We start from the raw sequence: 21077 nt of genomic DNA, 5'->3' as shown, positions 1-21077 counted from the left end.
CACCACTTTGCTACAAGTTTAGTTTGTTACTTAAAAGTTGGGACAGGTTCTGAAACTCATCGATTGACAACTTGTCATAGAGAAAATCAGTTGGACTTTGTTCCGTTACTTGTTTGCTGCAGCAATGGTCGATTAGATTCGTCAAATGTTTTTGGAATAAAAATAATAGTTGTTCAATGGTTTGTTGCTGGTATTCTTGCTTGTTATAGTTGCATGTAATAATTAATTGTTCGCTCTCATTAATAATGCAGTTGATATCTAACGCTACAGATCTTTCCGTGAAGGGACTAGCCTCTTCTCCAGAGGAAAATTTAGAAAGTGTAAATACATCTGTATCTAGTTCCGTATCAAAACGCCCCATATAATTAAAGGCAATTTCAGGAGCGGCCTGAAATGCAGTCACACCAGACTCATTCACTTGAGCATAGTTTAATACCCCATACCCAAAGCCCTTGTTCGGTATCCTTCTAAGGCTGTCTTTGATGTTCTTAATCTGATATGAGAGATCATGCGCATTGTCCACTTCCAGTAAAAATGGATACATTGTTGTGAACCAGCCAACAGTTCTGGAAATGTTCATTTCCTGAAACACTTCTTCTCGCCCATGCCCTTCAAGATAGATCAACACACGAGACTGCTGAGTCCATTCTTTGATACTTAATCCAAGAGCAGTGAGCAAAATGTCATTAATTTCAGTATTGTAGGCCTGGTGCACCTGTCTTAACAATTTGCTAGTGTTCTCATTATCAAGTGATACACTTACATTTTCACTATCACGCAACATGTTGGTTTCATAGGAGCTGTCTTTAGGCAACGCTCCAGACTGAGTTTGCTCCAGTTGTGCCCAGTATTCCAGTTCCTGCGCCAGCTCCTCGCTTGTTGCATATTGGCTTATTTCTTGTGCCCATGAGCGGTAAGAATCCGTTTTGTCTGGCAAGTGTAGTGCTGTCCCCTGCTGATATTGCTGATAAAGGGACGTAAAATCTTGTAAAATAATTCTCCACGAAACCCCATCAACTACCAGGTGATGAACCGCAATGAGCAGGTGCTCCCCTTCAGCAGTCCGGAATAATCCAAGCTTCATTAAAGGACCGGTGGTGAGATCGAAACTACTTTGAATAGCCGTCGCTTCTTGCTCAATCCATGCTTCTGCTGGTAGACCTTCAGGCAGTGATTTTATCGTCAAGGATAGTGGTTGATTGTTTAGTCCTTCATTGTATTGAACGATGCGATCTTCTCTCTGACAGAATGTCATTCTTAAGGCATCATGCTGTTTAACGATGCAGTCAAATGCAGCCATAATCCCTTGCTCATCAAAACCGTCTTCAGAAAATAGCATGACGGACTGATTAAAATGCTGAGGACTTATCTTCTGTAGATGGAAGAATCGCTGCTGTATGGGCGTTAAAGGTAGCTCTCCCTCAATGGCTTCCTGACTAATCTTCCGACGGATCACCTTAACGAATGGGCTCAATTGTCTAATCTGAGGGTACAAAAATAATTCTTTAATGCTTAGCTTGTAGCCATACGTGTTCAAACGTGAGACGATTTGCAGACCCTTAATAGAGTCTCCTCCCAAATCAAAGAAGTTGTGAGTCGCACTTACGCCTGTTACGGCAAGCACTTCCTCCCATATGTGGGCCAGCAATACTTCAGTCTCACCTGTTGGTTCCACATACTCTACTTCTAAGGCACCGCTCCAGTCAGGTTCAGGCAATGCTTTACGGTTAATCTTTCCGCCTGGTGTTATGGGAATCATGTCAAGCGGAACATACACCGAAGGTATCATGTAATCAGGAAGCTCCTTAGCCAACTGTATTTTGATACGATCCGTATCTACTGGATTAGCTGATACCACATAAGCGCATAAATAAGAACTTCCCTTATTTTCTTTGACCATCACGACAGTTTCCTGAATATCAGCTATGCCTAAAAGATGATATTCAATTTCACTAAGTTCAATCCTGTGCCCACGAATTTTGACCTGAAAATCGGATCTACCCAGGAATGCAATATTACCGTCAGGCAAGTATTTAGCTAGATCCCCCGTTTTATAGAGCTTTTCATAGCCAGGCATTGAATAAGGATTATCTATAAAGCTGGCCTTCGTTTTGATCGGATCATTCAAATATCCAATCCCAAGTGGTGTACCTGCAATATACATTTCTCCTGTGATTCCTACGGGAACCCTCTTTAGTCCAGAGTCCAATATATAAATCTTGGTATTGGCAATTGGCTTTCCGATCGGAATTCTGTCTTCATCTCCTGTCACTCGATAAGCAACACAGCCAATACTTGCCTCCGTTGGACCATACAGGTTCGTGATTTGAACATGAGGAAAAATGGTTAAAAACGTATGAACTGTCGATGGCGTAATTTCCTCACCACCAAGAATAACTTGTTGAAGAGAATCCAATTGCTTAGTTCGAGTTGAATTTTGATCTAACTGGTTGACAATAGCATTAAATACGGATGGAACGAAGTCTGTAAAAGAAATACGCTCCTGTTCAATAATATTTGTCATGTACGTAGCATCCACTGTCATGCCTGTTTCCGGCAAAACAGTTGTGCCACCGTTCATTAATGGCCAGAACAATTGCCAGACCGCGCTGTCGTATACATGATGAGTCGTCTGGAGAACACTTTGTGCAGCCGATGTTCCAAAATAGTTATTCATCCATAGAAAACGATTGGTGATTCCTTTATGGGCAGCAATAACTCCTTTTGGTTTGCCGGTTGAACCCGAAGTGAAGATGACATAGATTGGTGATTCCATATCTACATCTACTACCGGGTTACTGATAGCGTTACTCCTCTTTTCGACTACAGAGCAGTCTATAGCTAGATACTCTCCAGCATTTATTTCTGAACTGATAGGAGTACTTGAATTGACCAATAGGATAGAACTTCCCAAATCCTGCAAGGCGCTCTGTAAGCGATCAATTGGCCACTCTGTATCAAGAGGCGAAAAAGCAGCCCCTGTTTTCATAACAGCCAGGATGGATACTACCAGTTCCAGGCTCCGTTCCATGAGTATAGGTACATAACTTCCAAGTCCAATTCCTTTAGCCAACAAATCGCCTGCTATCGCATTCGCCTGATCATTTAATTCCTTATAGGTCAGCACCTGATCTTGATAGATAACGGCTCTAGCATCAGGTTTTTTGCCAGCCTGCTCCTCAATATAATGATGTATAGGTCTCGGCTGTGGATAAGCTATATCAGTGCTGTTATAACGCTCCTCTATAGCAGCCGCTTCTGTTGCGCTTAGGAGATTAATATCAGTCAATGCCATATCAGCGTTTTGGACTATTTCCTCTAATACATTTAGGTAATGCTCGACGAGAAGCTCAATGGTTTCTTTTTTATACAGTTTTGTACTGTACTCAAATTCTAGATGAACTCTCCCAGCCTTTTGTTCGGCATTCAGTACAAGATCGAATTTGGAAATCCCCGTTTTGAACGGATATAACTCAAAGTAAAGGTTATCAGCTTGCCACTGCTGTGCATCCGTGTTCATAAAGGAGAACATCGTGTCAAATAACGGATTTCGACTCAAGTCTCTCTTGATGGACAGCTTATCAACCAGTTCGGCAAATGAATACGATTGATTTTGCAGAGCTTGTAGCGTGTTTTCTTTTACTTCGTTCAAAAAGGTTTTGAAGCTCTTATGACTAGCCGGATGGTTCCGAATAGCTAGTGTATTAACGAATAACCCTACGATCCCGTTGGTATCTGCATGCGTTCGTCCAGACGTTGGAATACCAATTACGACATCTTCTTGTCCCGCATATTTCCCCAACAGCACATTATAGGCAGCAAATAAGAGCATAAAGAGAGTGCTATCTGTTTGAAGACAAGTGAGGTTCAACTGTTCTACAAGCTTTTCGGACAGCTCGACTTTCACCATATCTCCAACAAAACTCTGCAATTGTGGGCGCTGATAGTCTGTAGGTAGATCTAGAACGGGCAGTTCTCCCTTATATTGCTCAAGCCAATATTGTTCCTGCTTTGCATGAATTTCTGTATTCGATCTGAGCCAAGCAGAGTAATCTTTGTATTGAAGCGGTAAAACGGGCAGTTCTTCTCCCTTGTACAGCTTGTTCCATTCGTTAATAATGGTGTCGATAGAAGTACCGTCGGCTATCAAATGGTGCATATCAATAAGAAGCATACATTTATCCCGATCCATTTGAAGAAGCTCCGCCCGCAATAGCGGGGCTTTACCAACATCAAAAGGCCGTATGAAATTACGAATCAATGTATCTATACCCTTTGTCGTAATATCACCAGCAGCCCGGGCAAAGCCAAGTTCAAAGCTTACCTCTGGTTGTACAAATTGCACCGCTCTATCATCCACATATCCGAACGAGGTCCGAAATGCTTCGTGCCGGGCTACTAATTGCTCAAAGGTACGCTCCACTCTTCTTCGATCTACATGACCTTCGATCATCAATGCTGCCGACATGTTGTAAGCCACACCCGTCTCATCCAGCGGCAGCACGGCCAACAATCTGGATTGTGCTGGAGAAACCTCATAATAAGCTTCCTCAGTCACTGCCTCAATTCGTCGATAATCTGTTGGCTTGGCAGCAAGTATTTTCTTGGAGAGTGCTTCAATTGTTGGTGCCCCAAATATATCTTGAGTCGAAATTTCGATATGAAAGACCTCGTTGATTTTCGCAGTCAACAGGGTAGCTTTCATCGAGTGCCCACCTATTTCAAAAAAATGATCGTGTATACCAATCGGCGAAATCTCCAGCAGATCCTGCCACATTTCGATCAATAGCTGCTCCGTTTCATTATTGGGCCCAACGTGCTGTAATTCTTTGTTGAGATGACCACCTGGTTCAGGTAATGCATTTTTACTAACTTTACCATTTGCTGTCAGCGGCATCGCATCCAACAAAATTACATGGGCTGGTACCATATAATGAGGCAGGCTTGACGACAAATAGTCTTTCAAAATATCTACTGTAACTGATTCCCGCAAAACGGCATAAGCGCATAAATACGGATTGTCATCTGTTCCTTTAATCACTACTGCTGCCTCTTTTACCGCTCTGTGAGCCAACAATGTGCTTTCAATTTCACCTGGCTCAATCCGGTAGCCTCTGATTTTAACTTGTTGATCTGCTCGGCCAAGATACTCTAGCGTTCCGTCAGGTAACCATCTCGCCAAATCTCCTGTTCTGTAGAGCTTCATATTGTCCAAATAAGGATGCGGGATAAATTTCTGCGCCGTAAGCTCAGGACGATTACGATATTCTCGCGCAATTCCTTTACCCCAAATACACAATTCTCCTGGAAGTCCTATTGGTCGCAACTGCAAGTATTGATCCAGAATGAGAACACCCGTATTTGGAATCGGCTTTCCAATACACCCTACTTCTTCAGGCCCCATATCTCGTAACATCGTTGTAACTACGCTATTTTCTGTTGGGCCATATTCATTGAACAATTGAATGCCGGGATGTTTGGCTTGGCTGGCTTCTACCAACCGTTTCGTTGCTTTCTCACCGCCTAACGTTACAACCTTGAGAGACATGGCTTCATCTGGGGCCAGACCCTCTATAACAGACATGTACATGGAAGGAGTACACACGAGATGTGTAATATGACTTGATAAAATTAAGGTCTTCAGAGCCGATAATTCACTCAATTCCTCATTCGTAGGCAGCACCACCGTACTTCCAGACAGCAGCGGAGTAAAAAAGGCACCCACAAAAGCATCAAATGAGCTAGACAGCAATGGCAGGATACGGTCTGTTGCTTCTAGAGCGTATTCATTTATTCTCCAAGATAACGTATTTAATATCGCTCGATGCTCAATACAAACTCCTTTAGGAGTACCGGTTGAGCCCGATGTATAGATCACATATGCCAAATGACTTGAATCCGATTCCCACTTGGAAGACAACTTGCTTTCTGTTTTATACCACTCATCATCGTCCATATTTAGGACTAAGCCTTCATAAGTAGTAGCATTGTAATTAGATGAGTCATTCAACAACAGGAGCGGAGCCCCGCTATCCTCAAGCATAAAGTGAATTCGTTCTTCTGGATAAGAACTGTCGATTGGAAGATAGGCACCACCGGCTTTTAAAATAGCCAACATACCCACGGCCAAATCTAATGAACGGCCCGCCATTAATCCGACTACAGTTTCTGCCCCTACTCCCCGCTTCATTAATGCCCTCGCCAGCTGATTTGATTTCTCGTTCAGCTCTTTATAAGTAATCACATGTCCCTGATGAACTACAGCTACTTGATCCGGACTTTTGAGGGCTTGCTCTTCGAATTGCAAGTGCAGCGTTTCTTGTTTCTTCACTATCGATGAAGATGGCGGATCAAAAGTGTTAAAGCCGTGTATTAGCTGTAACTTCTCTTCCTCAGGCAACCATTCCAACTTCCCAATCTCGCTCCAAGGTTGTTCCAAAATGGAGCGTAGTATTTGTATATAGAGGCTAGCAAGGCGATCAATCGTTTCTGATCGGAACAATTGGGTACAATAATTGAAGCGTAAGGCCAGACCCTCCTGCCATTCGTCAGCACTTAGTACCAAGTCGAATTGGGAAATCCCTGGATTGAATTCACTTGGATGAAATTTTACTCCATTGGCTTCAAGAGAACTCATCTCAAAATTCTGCATGACAAACATCGTATCAAACAAAGGATTGCGTCCTTGGTCACGACGGATATCCAGTCTCTCAATCAATGCTTCAAAAGGATAGTCTTGATAATCCATAGCTCGTAGAGTCGTTTCTTTGACCTCTTGCAAAAATGAATGAAAACTACGCTGAGGAGACGGACGGTTCCGCAAAGCTAACGTGTTGACAAACATCCCCATCATCGTTTCCGTGTTCGGATGCTGACGCCCTGCCACCGCTGTTCCTACAATAATATCTTCCTGACCCGTATACTTTGCGAGCAGTATATTATAAGCCGCAAGCAGGATCATAAAAGCTGTAGTCCCCGTATTTTTGGCAAGCTTCTTTAATTCTTCTGTCATCGCTGAAGTGATGTTATACGACAATACAGCCCCTTCGTAGCTTTGATGTAATGGTCTAGGGAAGTCCGTAGGCATTGCCAGTATAGGTAATTCTCCGTTCAAAACATTTTTCCAATAATGTTCCTGTTCAAACAAACGATTACTGGTATACTGTTCCTTTTGCCATGCAACAAAATCTTTATATTGAATTTGGATCGGAGCTAAAATTTCACTCCGGTACAGTTGTACGAGTTCATTAAGGAAAATGGATAACGAAAGCCCATCTGCAATACTGTGATGCATATCCATGACCAACATATGTTTATTAGCCTCAAAGCGAAACAATTCTGCTCTGAAAAGTGGCCATTGGCGCAGATCAAACGGACGGACAAACAAGCGACTCATCTCGTCTGCATCTTTCTCCAATATTTCTGTGACTTTGATTTCAAAAGTCGGCTCATCATGAATAACTTGTACAATTTCGTCATCCACGATATTAAAAGAAGTACGAAATGATTCATGACGCCGGATCAAATCCAGGCAAGCCTTCTGAAGACGGGGGATATCTAGATCCCCATCAATACGCACCTGACCCGTAATATTGTAGGCTGTACCTATCCCCATATCCTGTAAGACAAACATACGCCTTTGGGCATCTGATACTGCATAATGCGCACATTCTTCGAGCTTTTTAATAGAAACGGCTGTTCCTTGTTTGGCTCTTTCGATCACCTTGGTCAAGGTCGAAACTGTCGGTGAATGGAAAAGTACATTCAAAGGGATTCGTTTGCCAAACTCTTGATGAACTCTGGCAAGCAAGAGAGTCGCCTTCAACGAATCTCCTCCTAGATCAAAGAAATTGTCATCAGATCTAACACGATTCAATCCCAGCACCGTTTCCCAAATTTCTCCTACTTTTCTCTCCGTGCTACTAACTGCCTCAACAGGTTCTTTGCTAACAGCTTGTTTCATAGTAGAAAGCTGCGACAAGTCTACATATCCCTGCGAATTTAAGGGCATGTTTTCAAGCTGAACGATCTGTTGAGGTACCCATCGGTCTTGCAAATGATTTCGCAATTGCTTGCGAAGGATTTCCTCTATTCCATCATCAGGACTCGTAACATAGGCAACCAAATGTGTGTCTGCTCTGCCCTCTATGCTCTGGGCTATCACTTGGCATTCGCTAATTTGTGGAAGAGAGGTAATAAATCGTTCAAGCTGTTCAGTATATATGGCATGTCCTTTTATATAGGCTCGCTTCTGAACAGGTCCCAACAATCGCAATTCACCGTTTGCGGTTCGCAAAGCCAGGATTCCTGTCGGTAAATATACTAAATTTTCGGAAGGCGATTCGTTTTCCTGTACTACATGCAATTCCCCGATCGTCCCCACAGGCGCAGGTTGCAGATAATGATCCAGTAAATAGATGGCTCTTGGTGAATCATTGTCCGTAATGTCGCTGGATTCGAGTTCCACATAGTCCCTGTAGTTTTTAGCCCCATATTTCAGTTCATCCTGATTTAAGAGTGAGATATCTACAAAATCCCGTTCCTGCCCATCAGCAATCGTGTTCAGGATGTGCAAAAAGTACTTTGCCCAAATCTGCATTGTTTCTGATGCGGCCAAGCTAGCTTTAATATCAAAATCAAACCAAAGCTCTCCTTCAACCTCCATCACATTGAGAAACATGTCATATTTGGAGTACAGGATCGGTGTCGGTATCAATTCAACATCCAGTCCATGAAAATGAAAATTCTGCATCGGTCGATCCATGTTAAAGATGACATTCATTTCAGGTATCAGTATGTTTTCAATACGCTCAATCAGATCAGCAAAAGAGTAGTTTTGAAGCGGTTCGACTTCCTGCATGACTCGCTTAACTTGTGTCATATACTTAAATAATGATTCTTTGCTGGTAATATGGCTCACAATCGGCAGCATATTAACACAGTTTCCGATCAAATTAACTTGTTCCATTCTAGACTGACCAGAGGTAGGAATGCCTACTACTATCGTGGTGTTTCCCGTTAAGCGGTGCAGAAATACTTTATATGCTGTCAAAAGTGTGACAAACAGACTGTTACCCGCTTTAATACTAAGTTTTTTCAATTTTCTCGTCAGCGTACTGTCTGCCCGAATATTTATTCTTCTTCCACTATACGCTGGTTTCTTCATACCACCGTCCTCTGATGAAATGTCCATGGCGACAGAGACGGAATCCAATGTCTGTGCCCAGTAAGAAACTGCCTCACTCACTCCTGCACGCTCTAGTTCCAACTGTTGCCAAGCTTGAAATTCCCTGAATTTTGGCGGTACAGGCAGCTTGACTATATTTTCTCCTTTGCAGAAAGAAGTGTAGACTTGCTCCCATTCACGGATAAACACTGCCATTGACCAACCATCCGCAATAATATGATGAAACGTGAATACTACAATATGTTCATCCGGTTTTAAACGTAAAATGTGAGTTCGGAACAATGGTTCTTTGGACGTCAGATCAAACGTTCTTTGCCCCTCTTCCTCAAACCATTGCTTGACCTTTTCTTCATGCTCTGATGGAGGAAATTCTGAGAAATCATTCAGTGAGATGACCACATTCACATTCTCAAGAACATGCTGTTCTTCACCATCGGGGTCAACAACCGTCCGTAGCGACTCATGCCGATTCACAATTGTCTGTACTGAACGTTTTACAGTATCAAGCTGCAGTTGACCCTGCATTCGCAATGCTGCTATTTCGTTGAATGCAGTAGATGAATCACTTCTGGATTGCGTAGCAAACCAAATTTGCTGCTGCTCCTTTGTTAAAGGGAACGATGAGGATTCGAGGGGAACCACATCATTTTTTCGGCTTCCATTTCCATCTGGTGATGGCGTATGGTCAGGTAGGAATCCCCCTTTTCTCAATTCCTCCACACTTTCCTTTACAGCCTGTGTAATTTGTTGAAGGTCTCCATCTGTATGAGAAGTCGATAAAAAGCAATTGCGACCTTCCCATATGTAAATTCCTTTGTCAATCAGCAGATGGAAAAAGAGCTCAATGTCGCCAAACGAAACAAACCGGAATAATGAGCCATAGTTCACCATGTGGATAGGCACACTATTTTGCTTAAAATAAGTATTCAGCTCTGCTACCCATTCGTTGGTTCTTCGGTTCAGTTGTTCCTGAAGATTCGGCCCTTCAGACTTCAAATATTTCAAAGTGGCTAGAGCCGTATGCATGGTCAGCGGATGTGTACAGAAAGTACCACCTACGAACGTTTTAATATTCGTGTTTTCTGGATAGGAGTTATCTCCGAACGACCACACACCTCCATCTACGGTGTCCATAAATTCTGAGCTTCCGGCGACTATGCCAACAGGCATACCTCCGCCCGCCACTTTTCCGTAAGTAACTAAATCAGCTTTAATTCCAAACCAGGCCTGAGCACCTCCTGGATGAATTCTAAATCCTGTGATTACTTCATCAAAAATAAGTGCCGTTCCCGAATGTGCTGTTATTTCGCGAATTTGCTCCAAAAACTCCTTTGGTTGCAAATCCGGTCTTCGACTCTGTACAGGCTCCACCAATACGGCGGCAAGTTCATGTGCATAATGTTTGATAGCTTTTATAGAATCCGGGTGATTATAAGGGAGTACAATTACATCCTCCATCATGCTCGAAGGGATTCCCGGTGCCATGGGCAAAGCCTCTCCCCCACTTGAGTTCGGATCAGACACGGCAAGTACACCATCGAATGTTCCATGATAAGAACCAGCAAATAGTACTATTTTGGAGCGTCCTGTAGCTGCTCTAGCCAAACGTAAAGCGACCATAACAGCTTCTGACCCCGAATTGTAAAAGGCAACCCGCTCCACACCTGTCAGCTCGCTAATCAAGGCAGCAACCTCACCTGCTGTATTCGACATAGGGCCGATCGAAGGCGTACGGTCGTGCACATTGCTCCGTAAAGTATCGGTTAGCCAAGCTGGATTATGACCCAATAAATGAACCCCGAAACCCATAGTTAGATCAATGTACTCGTTCCCATCCACATCCCATATCCTTGAACCCGAAGCGCTCTCTGAAATGATAGGATATACAATTTCTTTCCAATAGGATCGAAACCCAGACACATGACGATTATTAGCATGAACCAGTCGACTTTCCTGTGTGTATTTCTTGGACCCAAGGGTTCGTTGAGTATATCGTTTAATAAAACGCTGTAAGAAATCATTTTGCCGCGCACTGTATCCACTTTCCTCACCGATCAGTAGAGGTTGATAGGGTACAAAGGGTTTGGATTCAGTAGTTGGATTCACTTTAATTGTAGAAGTGATAGGCACGTCAGTTGCCACAACATGCAGAGATGTAGGCTGAACACTGACTGTGTCTTTGTTTGTGGTTAACGGTGCTACCTGAATAGTTCCTCCTTGACCGCCACTAAGCATCTCCAGTTGTTTGGTCAACACTTGAGTAAGTCCCAGCTGTTGGTTGTTCAGTAATTCAATTTGTTGAGAGAGTAACTTTTCCAGGCCACCCAACTCGGACGAAGGCTTTGCAGCAACCGTATTTTCCTGATTGACTTCTGTCCGATCATCGACCGTATTTAGAGCATCCGCAGCCGCAACTGATTGGGTGGTATATGTCAAATCTGAAATAAACGTTGTTAGACGATCCAGGTTTGTGACACTTTCAAAAAAGTGGTTCATGGGAACATCCACATTAAATTGTTCTCTAATTTCTTTTTGAACTTGAACTAGCATAATTGAATCCAAGCCCATTTCTAGAAAATGCATCTGCTCATCCAGTTGTTCCACCGTAAAACCAGAAACTTTACTGATTACATCTTTTAATACTTTGGAAATCTTCGCTGTGTAGTCGATCTGATCTGTAGCTTGCAGCTCTTTTGGATACGCGGACTCCATACGTCTCTCCTCCCTGCCTACGTTACTTATCTGCACTACTTTTGGAGTAAACCAGCAACGATTTCGTTCAAAAGGGTACAAAGGCAGCGACTGGATTATTTTGATCTCATCCGTATAAAGCGCTTGCCACGGAATAGCCATACCTTTGACATACAGTTCACCCAATTGACGTAGAGCGTGAATATCTGTATGTGCACTTGCTCTGATAGCTGTAATCAATCGACCTACCGTATCATCTTTTTCCCGTTTATGATCAACGCTCTGTTTATGAGAACCTATATACATATCAGGTACATTCTCTTGTTGGTTCCCGGAAGTCCATCGCTCCAACTTGTGTAATAAATCCTCTAAGCTGGAAGTGATAACTGCTAATTTATGTTCCATATGAGCTCTGCCGATATGTGTGGTATAGCACATCTGCTCCAAGGAAACCGCTGGATTTAGGCGTAAATAGTCCACATATTCCTCAACCAAATGATGCAGGCTTCGCTCATTTTTTGCAGAAACCGTAAAAAGATGAACACCATCCGGCGTGTTTACAGATTCCTCATGTGTTCGCGTTTCTATAAACTCCTCCATAACAACATGAGCATTGGTTCCACTGAAACCAAAAGAACTTACTCCGCAGCGAAGTGGGGCATCATTTGAACTTAAATCGGCTACTTCTGTTGTCAAATAAAACGGCGACAATTCAAAATTAATACGGGAACTAGGTTTCTTAAAATGAACCAACGGAGGATTCTTCCTCGTTTGCAGCATCAGAACTGCTTTAATAAGACTGGATATTCCTGCTGCTTCAAATAAGTGACCAATATTGGGTTTGACGGAACCGATTGCACAAAATTGTTTTTTGTCCGTATATTTTTCAAAAGCTTGTGTCAATCCCGCAATCTCAATAGGGTCCCCCAGTTTAGTTCCCGTTCCATGGGCTTCGATAAATGACAGAGTTTCCGGGTGAATAGCCGCATCATTCCAAGCCGCCTCCACCACTTCTGCCTGTGCGGAAGGACTAGGCGCAGTAATTCCTACCGTTGTACCATCCTGATTCACCGCACTTCCTTTTATTACTGCATAAATACGGTCTCCGTCTTGCAAAGCTTGATCGAGAGGCTTCAACAGAACCGCTGCAACCCCTTCTCCTACACCTGTTCCATCCGCTTCTGCATCAAAGGTACGAGCTCTGTAATTTGGCGATTCCATATCTAGTCCCAGCTTCACTGGTAATAGCATCGTTCGGATTCCTCCGGCAATCGCCATCTTGCAATCCCCCGTCGCTAACGCCTTACAAGCCATATGAATCGCGACAAGTGAAGAGGAGCACGCCGTATCCACTGTTACTGCTGGACCTTTTAAATTAAGAAAGTAAGAAATTCGACTTGCTAGCACTGACGGTAAATTTCCAACAATATACTGATGAAATTTGTCCGGTTCTCCTTTAGAGAGCATCCGCTCATAATCGTAGCCCACTTTTGAGAAGCCGACGTAAACTCCTACCTTTTGTCCATGAATCCGATCTCCTGCATAACCCCCATCTTCAAGTGCATGCCATGCGCTCTGAAGGAACAATCTCTGATTAGGGTCCATATAGCTAGCTTCCACAGGACTCAGCTTGAAGAACGCATAATCAAATTTATCAATTTCTTCTAGGAAGCCGCCTTCTATAAACTCTTCTGCTCCCTTCCTTTGATCCACAACTGATAAATAATCGATGGCGTCTTGCTTACGTTGAGAGCTTAAGTTCCCGATACAGTCATCGCCTTGGACAATATGATCCCAATACTGTGACACAGATGAAGAACCAGGTAAGTCCAAAGAGAGCCCAACAATAGCCACGTCCTTGCTATGATTGTGATCCGTATCATCCGTAGGAATATGCTGTTGTTCAGAATCAGTAGGGCTCGCTAAAAATTCTGCCAAGTGAGCTATTGAGGGATGATCAAACAAATCGGTAACTGCAAGCTTAATCCCCAGCTGATTTTCAATTTTGTCTGTAATCTGAACCAGTTGTAGGGAATTGGCTCCTAAATCAAAATAGCTGTCTCTCGTATCAACCTCTTCCCTAAGTAATACCTCGCAGCAAATATCGTGAAGTACTTTTTCGATCTCAAACGAAAGTGTAGGCAATTTTTGATTTTTGTTTTCTTGCTCCATAATCCCTTTTAAAACTAATGAAGTCTCCTGATAATGTCCCGCTTCATACTGAGCCGCAAGCTTATACCTCTGCAACTTTCCACTGGTCGTTTTGGGCATTTGCTTAATAGGTATAATATCGTGAACCGCCCATCCTCCATGACGATACAAATGTTTTTTTAATTGAGTTGCAATTGGAGAAAATTTTTCTATCGTCTTTTTGGATACGACAAATACCACAATTTCCTCTGATTCCATCCCATTAACACGAACTCCACACGCCGCCACACGATTAAGTTCGACTCCTTCTACTTCCTCAGCGATACGCTCGATGTCATGAGGGTAAACGTTCTGTCCATTTACAAATATGATATCCTTTGCTCTCCCTGTGACGACTAATTGACCTTCACGTAAGAACCCCAGATCGCCAGTTCTCACCCATCCGTCTAGCGTCAAAAGTTTGGATGTCGAATTCCCGTTGTTATAGTATCCCTTTGTAACATTTTCACCTTTGATTTGTATATGCCCAATAACGCGATCTGCGACTTCCTCATCCTCGTCATTGCATATTCTGATTTCACAATAATCTAACGACTGACCGACTACAACAAATGGCAGAGCATTATGAAAAGCCTTGTCTACCTCCAAGACAGACTCTCCAATGTTTAAGTGCTTACGATCAACATAAACGGTTATATAGTCAGCATCAATTGACGGGATAGCAACTCCAACCGATGCTTCTGCTAAACCATATGATGCTCGCATACTCGTTCTTTTTAATCCAAAAGGAGCTAATGTCTCAAGAAATGCGTCACATAATTCAGTAGAGATAGGTTCAGCACCATTGATGATGGTACGGATCTTGGACAGATTCCAGTTCATTGCTTTTTCGGGTTTGAAAAATTGCATGAAATACTTATATCCGAAGTTTGGCGAGGATATAATGCTTACTTGATGTTCACTAGCTTTTTTTATCCAAAGTACTGGCTGACGAATGAACAGCGAAGTCGGCATAATATACTGATTCACTCCAGCAACTAATGGGGTAATATGATTGTAAATTAAACCCATATCATGGGTTAGAGGCATCCACTGCAAGAACGAATCTTGCTCTGTGACGACCGTCCTATTTATAATTCCACTTGTGTTATGAATGAGATTATGATGTGTAAGGATGACTCCCTTAGGATCACCTGTGGAACCGGAGGAAAACTGAATAAATGCTATATCCTCCAATTGAGGGGTGTGTATCTTTGCAAAGGATTGCTTAGGTTGTTCATGGTCTTGAAGAAGTAATTGATGACGATGGCGGATATTTTCGAATAGGTTATTCTGATTGGTTTTCAAGGTATATTTCTCAAGGTCTTTTAATATTTTGGGCTCGATGAGTAAAAAAGGATCGTTAAGAACATCCCAGATTTTAAAAAGCTTCATTCTATGCTCATCATTGTTACCGATGCTGATAGGTACCGGGATCATACCACCAAGAATGCAAGCCCAAAACGCTTTCACAAAATGACGATTATTTTCTATTTGAAATACGATTTCCTGTCCCTGCTTCACTCCTGCATTCTGAAGATTCTCCAGAAACGCTAGAGCTTCCCAATATAAATCTTTATAAGTAAGTGTTGTTTCGTTTTGATCCGACTCAATAAAGGTTATAAATTTATGGTCACTCTTTCCCCGTTCTGTAATAACATCAACCAGGGTTTTGAACCTTTTTGTATACATGCTATTCCCCCCGTATATCGTAAGATTTATTAGCTTCCAGTTAATAAATTTACAATTTCCAACATCATTGATGAATCTTATTTAGATCATATTAAGAATCGTCTGTTGTTCTTGCTCGGGCACTTGCTTGGTAGTGAGAATAGTACGAATGAGCTCTAACACCTCTGTATTAACCGCATTATAAGCGGTGTCATTTTTATGATTTTGAAGTTGATTGATCCTATTTCGGATCTGCTGACTAGGGTAAACAACTCCCTCCATATGTTGTTTGTAATCTCCGTTTCGATTTCGTGCAATAAGCGCTGCTGCAAAGCCTTCCTCCAGACGCTCAAGTGTAAATTTGCGTGTAGTTTGCTGCTTACTTAGCCACTTGTCCGCTTCTTTTAAAGAAGAACTGGTATTAATAGAAAAAGTGGAGATACTAGGATATCTTTCTTTCATTAGCTGTCCAAGTACTTTTCTCGGACCTAATTCTAGCGCAACAGTAATACCGTTCTGGTATAAATAATCCATCGTATCTGTCCAACGTACAGGGCTTATCATTTGCTTGTACAGCAAGTCATAAATTGAGAATTCATCATGTGGTAAGGCTGTTACATTGGAAACAACCGGCCACCTTCCCTTGCGTAGCGGGATTTTTTTTAGTTCTGCGGCAAGCTTATCTGCTGCAGGCTTCATCAGAATACTGTGAAAAGGCCCGCTTACTGTTAAATAGTTAACCTTACTATGTTCTAGACGTTTGATTTGCTCCACTATTCGAGCCATGGGTTCTGTATGTCCCGATAGCACGTACTGATTGTTTGAATTGTGACAGGCAATAGATATAACATCACGATCCGTAGATATCTCTTGACATAAGCTCTCCAGAATAGAAGCAGAAACATTCGCAACAGCAACCATAGTCCCTACCCCGTTGGCTGTAGCCTGCTGCATGAACATTCCTCGTTTTCTCACGATTTGAAGTCCATCTTGAAGGGAGAAAAAACCGCTGCACACCAATGCTGAGTATTCTCCTAAACTATGACCGGCCAACAGTTGAGGTTCCAGTTCCAGTATTTCTCTGCTAGCATAGTATGCAGCAAGACTGGCAGTAAGTAAGGCTGGTTGGGCATTCATGGTCTGAAGAAGCTCTTGGGAATCTCCTTCAAAGCAAAGTTTTGAGAGTTTTACACCTAAGATATCATCCGCTTCATCGAATAAACGCTTTACCACAGTAAAATTATCCCATAGTTCTTTACTCATTCCTACATATTGCGAACCCTGCCCAGGAAAAATAAAAGATACTTTATTCATCTGAAAACCTCTTTTCCAGTGAGCTTCCTGAATATGTGTACTTTTCAAATTTAACTTCTGTTGCAAGTTATAACCTTTATAGTATTAAAGCAGAAATTTATGATCGACATAATTAATGAAAAAAAGAATCATTTAAAAACAAATTAAATCATATGTAATTACCGTGCACTAGCATTTAATAAGCTTGTATTAATAATTTATCAATCGTTATTCCAACCCATGTTTTACTCCTTTTACGAATTAAAATAACGATTTATTTCAACAAAGTCAATGAATAAGTCAACCTTCGAATGTTACATTTTTGTAAGTAAAAGGTCGCAAAATGTAGAAATTTGTTGATTATCATTAGATAAAGTCGTTTTCTTGAAAGAATAGCTTTTTTCATTATTTTCACTACATAAAAATAAATAAAATTAAATTATGCAATTGTTAAATATTTTTAAAAGATAAACAAATATACACGCTTATTATATTATTGTATTTATCCAAATTATGATATTAAACTCTTTTTTTGAACCTTGCTCTTAAGCTCAGATTGCTCTAAGTTTGAAAACATAAATTAAAGACACTACATGAGTCAGATGTCCTTTGCCCCATGAAATTGCTGCTTAAATCATAAATACTATGTAACAACTAAATAACTCTAATAGAATTTTAGAAATATGCGCACGAAAAAATCTACAGATTTTACCAACTGATGAGCTTCGCAGTCTTCCACTGCCGCTCGCTTAGTCTTGAAAAAGTCTGTAGATTTTATAGATACTCGTATTCACGTTATGATCTCTCACTGCTCGACCTAGTTATAATCCTCCCAATAGCGATACTTCATTTCATTCTCACCTTTGGTGACGATGATCATGTTCTCGACATGCCCAGTTTCTTTATTTGTCCGGTAGATCATGGTACGGGTTTCTCCCTCATCAGGAACAGAGAACAGCACCTTGTCACTGATCATACCGCCACCAATGCCGACAACGTGTTCCCCCCAGCCGGAGGCTGCGCCCGAACCTGCTCCACTGACGCCAGTCCCGCGCGACAAAATAAGACCCATTCCATATCCGGTAACAGTCTGGGCCGTTTTACCTAGAGCGTGTTCTCCGGCTGATTGAGTATGCTTTTGGACCCAGTAATCGTATTTGTCCGTATTTTGCTCATAACTTATAATATTTCCTTTTTTATCTATAGATATATCTGTTTTGCTTCCGTCTTTACCTGTCAGTTCAGTGACGGCAACAAGGGAATCGGATGTGATCTTGGAAGTCTCTCCTGTATTGAAATCTGTGCGAGTAACCGAGTCCTCGTATTGCAGCCTCAGGACATTCATCTGGTCGTGGATTTTCTGCATGACTTGCTTGTCGCCGATGGTCTCCGCGTTTTTCAATAGTTCCTCATATTGATGATATTTATCCGCGTCTGCCTGCTCCCACTCGTCTATATTTTTGGGTGAATTCACGATATCTTCAGCATGATTTCCAGCCTCTCCGCTGCCCGCCAGCGCTGCACTAGCGTTCATCGCTGCTGCCAAGGCTGACCAGAAGCCACGTGTGCTCCCAGCATCCGCATTTCTAAACTTCAAAGCAATGCTTTTCAGCTCAATTTCAATGGATTGAACCTTATTTAATATAGAAGAAAGCGTATATTTAGCTGTACGATAGTCATTATAAAAACGATTTCTCTCCATACCATCCCACTGGCTGTGAAGGCGGTTCATTGTGCTATCCAGACCGTTCAGCTGGTTATACAGTATGCCGTGGGCATTGGCAAATTGGGAGGCCACGTTATCCAGCTGCTCCGGTGTGACTTGGATTTTTGTCATGGTGATCACATCCCATCTTCGAAAATAGGAGATAGACATTAAAGTTTACAGTAATCCTTATTTCATATTGTAAGCTATAGAGGTCGGACATTCATGAGGATTTATACGTATTTGTGTATCCAGAAGCAGTTCCTTTGATATAATGAATCCATATGAGTTTATTTCGACAATATATTATTGAAAGTCAGGTGTAAGGACATGTCAGACAAAAAAATTATTTTTTTTGATATCGACGGTACATTACTGGACGATGAAAAGAAGATGCCGTTAACGGCTGAAAAAGCTGTCTTTGCTTTGAAAGAGCAAGGACATGAGGTAGCCATCGCAACAGGACGTGCGCCTTTTATGTTCAAGGATATCCGCGAGCAGTTAGAAATTGATTCCTACGTTAGCTTTAACGGGCAATATGTCGTGCTTCGTGGGGAAGTCGTCGCTACCAATCCGCTGAATCGAGAAGCCTTGCAAGCGATGACTGATCTGGCACTCACACATAATCATGCTCTCGTATATATGGATCATATGGACATGAAGGCTAATATTCCTAACGATGAGCTTGTGGAGAAATCGGTCCAAACGCTTAAGGCCAAGATTTCGGTTGGGTACGATCCGCTCTATTTCCAAGGGAGAGATATTTATCAGACGCTGTTAATGTGTACAGCCGAAGAAGAGCCTTACTATGAAGCGGTATTCAAAGCATTTGACTTTGTACGCTGGCATCCAAGTTCAGTGGACGTTGTTCCTCACGCTGGCTCTAAAGCAAAGGGAATCCGCGAAATTACATCCAGACTGGGCATTGCCGATGAGAATCAATACGCTTTTGGCGATGGATTAAACGATGTGGAGATGCTGACAACTATACATAACAGTGTCGCGATGGGGAACGGTTGTGATGAAGCCAAAGCCGCTGCTAAAATGGTCACAAAACGCGCAGATGAAGACGGTATTTTATACGGACTGCAAAAGCTTGGTTTGTTAAGCTAACAGAATTGTTTGACACGCTGAGCATGTTTCGGGAAAAATCAAGTCGGTTTAATGACTTAGATATGAGAAAATAGGAGGTTGTCGTTGGTATGGAAACGGAAGGCTTACGCAATGTCGAACAGCTAGCCCTGAAGAAGTACAAAATTTACAAGCAAAGCCTGCTCCGGTATTTGGCGCGTTCCATGCTGGCGAGTATGTTTATCGGATTCGGCGTTATTGTCGCCTTCAAGACGGGTAACTTTTTTTACATGGAGCATTCTCCATTCACTTATCCCATGGCGGCGCTCACCTTTGGGGCAGCCATCATTCTGATCGCGTACGGCGGCGGTGATTTGTTTACTGGCAACACCTTCTATTACACCTATGCTGCGCTCCGTAAAAAGCTGCGCTGGGGTCAGGTGCTTCGATTGTGGACTGCCAGCTATGGAGGTAACTTGTTAGGTGCGGGGGTATTCGCACTCCTTATATACCTGACAGGGCTGTTTGACTCCTCCAGCGTGAACAGCTTTCTGCTGAACGTAGTTGAGCATAAAATGGAAGCGCCTGCAATGCAGCTATTCTTCCGCGCTATTTTGTGTAATTGGCTGGTCTGCCTCGCCTTTTTTGTGCCGATGTTTATGAAGGAAAATGGCGCAAAGATGTTCGCTATGATGCTGTTTGTATTCTGCTTTTTCATTTCGGGATATGAGCATAGTGTAGCTAACATGTGTACTTTCGCCATTGCGCTCGTGCTGGACCATCCGGGTACGGTCTCTGTCGCTGGCGTCATCCATAATCTCGTTCCGGTTACGCTTGGGAATCTGGTGGGTGGCGTGCTGCTTATGGGGGTTATGTACTATTCGGTGAATCTCCCGTTTTTGGACGAGGAGGAACATTAAAAAAGAAGCCGTGGAACCTGAGTTCCATGGCTTCTTTGCATTCATTTTGAAAAATAGCGTATGCAGTGTCTGCAGGTGCTTCTTTGCTGTTTATTCTGCTTGAGCAGGAAAATGAATAAATTCCTCCAACTCCTTGAACAGCTTTTTGGGATTGATGTTGTCAGGTACAACCAGAGTTAGCGGCTCATCCAGCTTGAGCACATACATGCCTAAAATGGATTTGGCATCTGCCATGCCGCTTTTGCCATGAATCCAGATGTCATACGTATAATTGGATACGATTTGATTGATCTTCTCAATATCCTTAACGTTTTTTACCTTGATCGGTGTCATCATTGCACAGCACTCC

6 protein-coding genes are annotated in these 21077 nt (G+C 42.4%); 2 read left to right on the top strand and 4 right to left on the bottom strand.

Annotation, left to right across the window (positions count from 1 at the left end):
* Nucleotides 1-10: 10 nt before the first annotated feature.
* The 3 genes from MKX36_RS04710 to MKX36_RS04700 form a co-directional block, all read right to left on the bottom strand.
* A complete protein-coding gene (locus tag MKX36_RS04710; protein ID WP_340864299.1) occupies nt 11-15760 on the bottom strand; it encodes an amino acid adenylation domain-containing protein in 15750 nt (5249 codons plus the stop codon).
* 81 nt (nt 15761-15841) lie between these two features.
* Nucleotides 15842-17053 carry an ACP S-malonyltransferase gene (gene fabD, locus MKX36_RS04705; RefSeq protein WP_019686265.1) on the bottom strand — a complete coding sequence of 404 codons (1212 nt, stop codon included), beginning with the start codon at nt 17051-17053 and terminating at the stop codon, nt 15842-15844.
* 796 nt (nt 17054-17849) lie between these two features.
* A complete protein-coding gene (locus tag MKX36_RS04700) occupies nt 17850-18869 on the bottom strand; it encodes a WXG100 family type VII secretion target (RefSeq protein ID WP_340864298.1) in 1020 nt (339 codons plus the stop codon).
* Between the two features lie 198 nt (nt 18870-19067).
* Here MKX36_RS04700 and MKX36_RS04695 point away from each other — a divergent pair, with 198 nt between their 5' ends.
* Both MKX36_RS04695 and MKX36_RS04690 read left to right on the top strand, forming a co-directional pair.
* The gene (locus tag MKX36_RS04695; RefSeq protein ID WP_039276815.1) at nt 19068-19850 is read left to right on the top strand and encodes a Cof-type HAD-IIB family hydrolase; all 783 of its coding nucleotides are present in this window, start codon (nt 19068-19070) and stop codon (nt 19848-19850) included.
* A gap of 89 nt (nt 19851-19939) precedes the next feature.
* Nucleotides 19940-20728, top strand: coding sequence for a formate/nitrite transporter family protein (locus MKX36_RS04690; RefSeq protein WP_016819917.1), 789 nt, complete (start codon nt 19940-19942; stop codon nt 20726-20728).
* A 90-nt stretch (nt 20729-20818) separates the two neighbouring features.
* Here MKX36_RS04690 and MKX36_RS04685 read toward each other — a convergent pair whose 3' ends face one another.
* The gene (locus MKX36_RS04685) at nt 20819-21064 is read right to left on the bottom strand and encodes an HPr family phosphocarrier protein (protein ID WP_019686263.1); all 246 of its coding nucleotides are present in this window, start codon (nt 21062-21064) and stop codon (nt 20819-20821) included.
* Between the last annotated feature and the right edge of the window lie 13 nt (nt 21065-21077).

Source organism: Paenibacillus sp. FSL W8-0439 (assembly GCF_038008995.1).
Lineage (GTDB): Bacteria > Bacillota > Bacilli > Paenibacillales > Paenibacillaceae > Paenibacillus > Paenibacillus polymyxa.
This window is presented reverse-complemented; position numbering and strand designations above follow the sequence as displayed.

Coding starts and splice junctions, on each gene's coding strand:
- MKX36_RS04690 (WP_016819917.1), top strand. CDS start 19,940: ATGGAAACGGAAGGCTTACGCAATGTCGAACAGCTAGCCCTGAAGAAG.
- MKX36_RS04710 (WP_340864299.1), bottom strand. CDS start 15,760: ATGTATACAAAAAGGTTCAAAACCCTGGTTGATGTTATTACAGAACGG.
- MKX36_RS04695 (WP_039276815.1), top strand. CDS start 19,068: ATGTCAGACAAAAAAATTATTTTTTTTGATATCGACGGTACATTACTG.
- fabD (WP_019686265.1), bottom strand. CDS start 17,053: ATGAATAAAGTATCTTTTATTTTTCCTGGGCAGGGTTCGCAATATGTA.
- MKX36_RS04700 (WP_340864298.1), bottom strand. CDS start 18,869: ATGACAAAAATCCAAGTCACACCGGAGCAGCTGGATAACGTGGCCTCC.
- MKX36_RS04685 (WP_019686263.1), bottom strand. CDS start 21,064: ATGATGACACCGATCAAGGTAAAAAACGTTAAGGATATTGAGAAGATC.